This is a genomic window from Rickettsiales bacterium (assembly GCA_029252805.1).
In the GTDB taxonomy this organism is placed as follows: Bacteria; Pseudomonadota; Alphaproteobacteria; order Rickettsiales; family JALZUV01; genus JALZUV01.
In genome coordinates, this window is the sequence record JAQXAR010000062.1 from 1 (window position 1) to 6,744 (window position 6,744).

Genomic DNA, 6,744 nt, shown 5'->3' on the forward strand with positions numbered 1-6,744 from the left:
AATGGCCAGCAAGCATTTGTACATCCCTTAAGCTGCCTCCTACCGATGAAATCTTCTTAGCTGCATTGGTAATGAACGTCCTTCTGCCTGAGTGGGAGGAGGTCTGAGTGAAGCCTAAAGAGATGTTATTAGAGGTAGAGCGTCGACATAGGGAGGAGCGTACTAGCATCACACGTAGGCCAGTGAACGTGGTGGATGCGGAGTATGAGGAGGTTTGAATTGTCACAGAACTGTAACGTGCTTTAGTGGGCGTGTTCGGTTATACTCTAAGGGTCTTGGCGAGCAGGTTAATCCTCGAGATATCACTCATACCCAAACAACTTCACATAGGCCGCCAGCTGATCCTGGAACGGCTCAAACTGTTTCTCGTAATGCCGCCAATTTTGCATGGCCGATGTGTAAACCGGTTTGGATATCCCTTCCTGGTTCGGTGTCGCCAGCGCGCGCTTGTGCGTGTGATACTGCAGAATCCCATCTTCCCACTCTTCTCCAATAAAATCGACGATTTCGCGCAGCACCGGCTCCGGCGATGACACAATTTCTTCGTACTTCACCTCTTTCAGCGAAAGCTTCAGCTTACCTCGAATCTTCAGGTAGTAATCCATGACGGCGCAATAATAGTTCACCGTGTCTTCCATCGTCAGAAAATGCACATTGCTCGGGTTCAGCGCGAACATCCGTTGAAAACAACTGAGGCAGACAGCGCGCGGGTCGCGGACGATGAAAAGCACGGGGCTTTGCGGGAATAAATACTGGATACCCCCCAGATGCACCGTGTTAATGGGTTGCTTGTCCAGGACGCGTTTATCGCTCAATTCCGTCAGGTAGGCCCTGGCGCGTTGCCCGTAAGCAGTTTGAAATCCTTTGACCTGCTCAGCGGTGAGTTCGGGCAATATGTTGGGCATGTTGGGTAATCCGGCCATTAGTTCGGAGAGAAAATTTAATTCCGAGCTGGGGTATAACTGGCTGTGCGCGGCGAGCATTTGTTCGATCAATGTAGTGCCCGATCGAGGGAAGCCGAGGATAAAGATCGGCCCTTTGCCTTGAGTTGTAACGGGCTCCATCTGCTCAATACCATCCAGCCAGGCGTTATATTTATTCAGCATTTTGTAGCGCGCTTCTTTAGAAACCTCGCTGGTTTTTGCATAAATTTCATTGCCAAGCCGATACGATTCCCATGCGGCATCATAGTCTTCCAATGCATGGAACGCGCGGGCGCGCTCAAACCACCCTGCAATCCGGTTGAGCGATTGTAGGGTATTTATCTCGTTCTCCTCTAGCGGCACGTACTGCTTGTTACGCCAGTTGATCCTGGTGCGCAGCAGCGGCGCGGCGCCCGAATCCTCAAAATCTTCATCCAGCTGATTGTTTTTTTCCAGCAGGAGAAGCCGCCAATCGTTAAATTGGTTGGCATCGGGGTGTAGCGCGGAAGCCTGTATGCAGACTTCAATGGCTTCGTTGTGCCGATTGAGACGGTACAAAGCGGTGTAAAGCTGCTCAAAGGCTTCAATATCAGGCTGAATAGCGCAAAATTTCTTCGCAAACTCCAGTGCCTCGGGCAACAATCCATAGCGATCATAGCCTCGGTAACATGCGTGTAGCACCGCAGGCGATTCCGGGTCCAGCTGATACGCTTTGCCCAGACATACCAGCGCTTGCTGACGGCGGTTCAGATGCTGATAGATGGCAGAACGCAAGACATAGATTTGCCCACTCTCAGGATGCGCTTGCTGAGCTTGCTGTAGGCACGCCTCGGCATCCTTTAGTAGTTGCATGTCTGGGCGGCGTTCATACGTGGCCAGAAGCCTTTGAGCCTGTGTGAGTGATTCCATGCCTTTCGTTAGCACGTTTTTTTTCACCACGCCACCCAGTTGACAATGCTGGGATAATGCTCTCCGTATAGCCAAAAAGCATTCTTTTTCTAAGAGGGGGTACACCCCAAATGGTGGTGGTGGATTAGTGGGGGTACCCCCACATCGATAAATTTTGAAATTTTACGTAATTACTATTTTCATCCGAACCATGGGGTTAAACGGCAGCATAAAACGTTATCCGAACGTCAGGCTGGAGGCGTTGGAGGGGTATTGCTAAAGTACTAAGAAGTAGTGAAAATACACGAATACCAAGAACGCAAGCCACGATCGTTTAATTATTTTTATATACAAAAAGTATATTCTAGGTATTAATTCCCTCTAGGCATTAGATTTAGACACTATTGTGAGGTGAGTTATGAGTAAGAAAAAAAGTTTTTTAGTTTCAGTTGCTACTTTAGCTGCGGCTGTAGCCGTTAATGCAAATGCAAGCACGCTAGGTGACGCTAGTATTTCGGCTTCTATAAACATTCCTGAGTTAGAGCAATCTACAACAGATTTTATTTTAGGACATTCTGCGGAATCTAAGGCTGAACAGCAAATGGCTGCGCATTACTCACACAGGTCGCATTCATCTCACAGTTCTCACTCTTCGCACAGCTCTCATTACTCTTCAGCTTACTAGAATGTCTAGTGATAAGGCTATATTTGACAGCAGTATTTTTTCATTGGAATGCGTTAAAAAGGCACTCTATAAGTTTGCCGATAAAGCTGGATTTGAAATAAGCCAAAATGGCAAAGAAATTACAGTCAGTATTATTAAGCACTCCGATGATGACAATGTTAATAGTCTGCTTAATCAGCTTCGTAATGAGGTGATAGATCAGGATTTAAGGCAGCTAGTTGCGCAAGAAACTAGCACTATTAGAGAGCTAATCCTTGCCAACGCTTTCAGTAAAACAAAGATGGTTGATGCTGCCTAATGTTGTCGAAGAAATTTTCTAGCCAAGAGAAATATTATTCTTCCAATAATAAAGAACCATACCACTTACTTCCATTCAGATTCACACCACTAGATGATTATCAGCAATATGTTGTCAGCAATGACGTTGGCGAGCACACTATTCTTGATAGAGAAACACTAAACCTCTTTACCAATAAAAAACTGTCCAATCAGTCTGCAGCATACAAAACCTTGCAGAGTAAGCACTTTCTATATGATGGTGATAGTGCCGTAGCGAAAGAGCTGCTTAGCCTGAAATATAGGACAAAGGCTAGTGTTTACTCCAATTTCACAGGGTTGCACATTTTTGTAGTTACGTTGCGCTGTGACTATAGCTGCCCATACTGCCAAGTATCGCGTCAATCTGCCGATAAAGGTGCGTTCGATATGAGTGAAGAAACGGCGATGAAGTCTCTAGAGTTGGTTTTTCAAAGCCCCTCACCTCAGATTAAGATTGAGTTTCAAGGTGGTGAGTCTTTGCTTAATTTTGAGTTGATTCAGAAAATTGTGATTGAAGCTGAGCTGATCAATAAAGACGAAAAAAGAGACCTTCAGTTCGTAGTAGCGACAAACTTAACTCCGCTAGATGATAACGTTCTGAAGTTCTGTTATGACCATAAAATTCACATTTCCACTTCTTTAGATGGCCCGCAGGAGATACATGATGCCAACCGACCTAGAAAAGCCAAGAACGGCTATGAAATAACGGCCAAGGGGATTCGCGATGCTCAAGCATATTTAGGTCCTGATAGCGTTTCCGCCTTAATGACAACTACAGAGCTTAGCCTAGAAAATGTAAGACCCATTATTGATGAGTATCTGAAGTTTGAACTTGATGGAATCTTTCTACGCCCCCTTAGTCCATATGGTTTTGCCGTAAAAACTAAGCAAGTCGAGAAATATGACTCTTTAAGGTGGCTAGAATTTTATAAAGAGGGGTTAGATTACATCATTGAGATTAATCAAAAAGGTCATTTCTTTCCAGAGCATTACACTTCTCTTATTTTGAATAAATTCTTTTCACCTCTATCTACAGGGTATGTTGATCTGCAATCACCATCTGGTGCAGGCATTGGTGCAGTGGTTTACAATTATGATGGTGATGTTTACGCCTCTGACGAGGCTCGTATGCTTGCAGAGATGGGAGACAAGGAGTTTCGCATAGGCAATGTTCATACAGATGGTTATGTGGATATTTTTTCTGCTGATGTTCTACTCAACTCTATTGAAGAGTCGCTTGCTGAAAGCAGCCCGCAATGTTCTGAATGTGCATTTCTTCCTTTCTGTGGCAGTGACCCAACGTACCACTATGCCACTCAAGGCGACTATGTGGGACATAAAGCATTGAGTGGGTTTTGCACAAAGAACATGGGCATCTTTAAGCATGTTCTCCACAAATTGGAGACTGATGAAACTGCTAGAAATGTAATGATGAGTTGGCTCTAAAAATGATAAAACTCTACTCAAAAAACAACAAGTTTCTTTCCGAGTGTACGCACTCCGAACCCTCTATCCTACGCGTTACTGATAACCCTAATCTGCCTGCGCCGCTACGTGAGAAGTATGCGCTTGTTTATAAACACTCAATGGGTGAAGCACCAAGAGACTTCCAATATCTGCTTTTCAAGCGCGAGATTAGCGAAGAAGTGGGAGCATTACCCTCGAACTCAATGCTTTTAGATGCAGAATTAAGATATATTGAAAGCGGTGATGTAATTAAAATAACTCCTTCTAATAAAGGTATTCACTCCATTTACAGGCGCAATGCTAATTCCAATAGTTTCTTAGTAACAGAGCGGTGCAACTCTTTCTGCCTAATGTGCTCTCAACCACCTAAAAATATTGATGACGGCTATTTGGTGAACGAAATACTGCAGGCTATTCCTTTGGTCTCACGAGATACGCGAGAAATAGGATTAACTGGAGGCGAGCCAACTCTTGTAGGAGAAGGCTTCTTTGAAATGATTCGAGCTTGCAAACAACATTTACCAGAGACAGCGGTGCATGTGCTTACTAATGGCCGGAACTTTGAGGATTTAGAATTTGCAATGAAGTTGGCTAGAATTGGCCACCCAGATTTAATGCTTGGTATCCCTCTTTACTCCGAAGTTCCGCAGGTACATGAGTTTGTGGTACAGGCAAAAGGCGCCTTTGATGAAACTATCAATGGGATACTCAACCTGAAGCGCTGCGGTGTTAAAGTGGAAATTCGCTGTGTCATCCATAAGCAAACCTATGAGCGCTTACCTCAACTTGCAGAATACATAGTGCGCAATCTCTTATTTGTAGATCATGTAGCATTGATGGGCCTTGAGATTATGGGCTTTACCCGTGCAAACCTTGATGAATTATGGATCGATCCATACGACTACCGAGAGCAATTAGAAGAAGCTGTACGGATACTAAATCGTAATAAAATCCGCACCTCAGTTTATAATCATCAGCTATGTTTACTGCCTGAATCTCTGCATTCATTTTCCGTTAAGAGTATTAGCGATTGGAAGAATGAATACATTGATGAATGCCAAGACTGTACTCGATTAGAAGAGTGTGGAGGGTTCTTTGCGTCTGGCGCCAAGCATAAGTATAGTGAGCACATCAAACCTTATACTCTAAAAGCAGCGTAGCGAGGGGGCATAATGTTCACAGTAAATCATCAAACTAACCGCATAGCGCCAGTTCAAATCAAGAGCTTCAGTGAACTTGGTCTTACGGAGCGTATCTTACTTACTTGAAGCTCCATAGGCTGTATAAAAGTCTTAAATCAGAAGAAGAACCAGCAGATCAAGTTGTTTTCCCGTATCTATATTTCCCTGCTTCACGTCATTTAAACGATTTGAGCACTAGTTTATCGAATGAAACTGCTTCCAAAATATACGATGATGTTACCTTGAAATATCAAACGATCTTTGGAGGAAATGATAATCGAAATTTCTTACTTTCTATGCTTGCTATGTATAGGTTTGGACTGGAGTATAAGTGGGAAGAAGAAAACAAGAGTTCAGAGAACATCAGAATCTTTAGTGAGCGAATGGAAGAAGCTGGTCTTGGATGTACAGCTTTCTTAAATGAAAGTGCTGGAGAAGAGCGATTCAATATTTCATTAAAAAAGTTAAATGGTGAAAACTCTTATGGATACAAGCATGCAAGTTCTGGAGATAAGCAGCTCGTAAGTTTTTTACTTAGCCTTAGTTTTCTAGAGATTAAGAATAGTCTGATAATCATTGATGAGCCTGAGCAAAATTTGCATTCACGCTGGCAAAAGTTGTTGTATAAAGTTCTAGATGAGTTTGCCAAAGATCGTGGCTGTCAGATTATTATCAGTATGGTAGAGAAAATTGCTCGCTATGAGGCTCCTAAATATTTGCATTGCTATTTAGATGTACTGAACGTTCATTTAACCAATATCGATAGATTGGACTTAAAAGAAGATATCGCGGAAACGTGGATGTTTTTAGAGTTTGGGGTTTCGAAACGAACTGAGCTTTCACTCATGTCTCTTGGAATGTCTCGTTCTAGCGTTATGGTTTTAAGCGATAAAATAAAATCTTCCGAGTTGAATGAACAGCAAGCTTATAAATGGCTCATTACAGAAGATTGGCATTCATATGGATTCTCAGAGTTAGTAACGACAGAGATAAAAAGAATTTTAGAGCAAAGGGCCTCTCAGTTTGAATAACTAAAAAATTATTTTTGATAACTTTGAAACATTTTATAATTTTCCATAATCAATGTTATGAAGTTCAGGGTTTCTAGCGTTCCATAATGTGAATTATGGAGTGGTATATGGAAGTCATCTCGATAGATAATTAAAATTAAGGGGCTGACACCTAACATTTAAATTGTTAGGAGTTATTGATGTATATAAAGCATTGTAAGTTATCGAGAAATAAGCAGTTAGAGTTGATAAAATATTTCATTGCGGGTTCT

Annotated in this window: 7 protein-coding genes; 5 read left to right on the plus strand and 2 right to left on the minus strand. The window is 42.7% G+C overall.

Annotated features, from left to right (window positions below; translation table 11 throughout):
- Both P8P30_11010 and P8P30_11015 read right to left on the minus strand, forming a co-directional pair.
- The coding region (locus tag P8P30_11010; protein ID MDG1288069.1) for a hypothetical protein at positions 1 to 226 on the minus strand (226 nt) is incomplete at its 3' end.
- Positions 227 to 302: 76 nt separating this feature from the next.
- Entirely contained in the window at positions 303 to 1,862 is a 1,560-nt protein-coding gene (locus P8P30_11015; protein ID MDG1288070.1) for a sulfotransferase, read from the minus strand.
- A 367-nt stretch (positions 1,863 to 2,229) separates the two neighbouring features.
- Between P8P30_11015 and P8P30_11020 the strand changes: the two genes are divergently transcribed.
- The 5 genes from P8P30_11020 to P8P30_11040 all read left to right on the plus strand — a co-directional run bounded on the left by P8P30_11020 (position 2,230) and on the right by P8P30_11040 (position 6,493).
- The gene (locus P8P30_11020) at positions 2,230 to 2,496 is read left to right on the plus strand and encodes a hypothetical protein (GenBank protein MDG1288071.1); all 267 of its coding nucleotides are present in this window, start codon (positions 2,230 to 2,232) and stop codon (positions 2,494 to 2,496) included.
- A gap of 1 nt (position 2,497) precedes the next feature.
- Positions 2,498 to 2,794 carry a His-Xaa-Ser system protein HxsD gene (gene hxsD, locus P8P30_11025; GenBank protein MDG1288072.1) on the plus strand — a complete coding sequence of 99 codons (297 nt, stop codon included), beginning with the start codon at positions 2,498 to 2,500 and terminating at the stop codon, positions 2,792 to 2,794.
- A complete protein-coding gene (hxsB, locus tag P8P30_11030; GenBank protein ID MDG1288073.1) occupies positions 2,794 to 4,260 on the plus strand; it encodes a His-Xaa-Ser system radical SAM maturase HxsB in 1,467 nt (488 codons plus the stop codon). Before hxsD ends, hxsB begins: the two co-directional genes overlap by 1 nt.
- A 140-nt stretch (positions 4,261 to 4,400) precedes the next feature.
- Entirely contained in the window at positions 4,401 to 5,441 is a 1,041-nt protein-coding gene (gene hxsC, locus P8P30_11035) for a His-Xaa-Ser system radical SAM maturase HxsC (GenBank protein MDG1288074.1), read from the plus strand.
- Positions 5,442 to 5,545: 104 nt separating this feature from the next.
- Entirely contained in the window at positions 5,546 to 6,493 is a 948-nt protein-coding gene (locus P8P30_11040) for an AAA family ATPase (protein MDG1288075.1), read from the plus strand.
- The last annotated feature ends 251 nt before the right edge of the window (positions 6,494 to 6,744 follow it).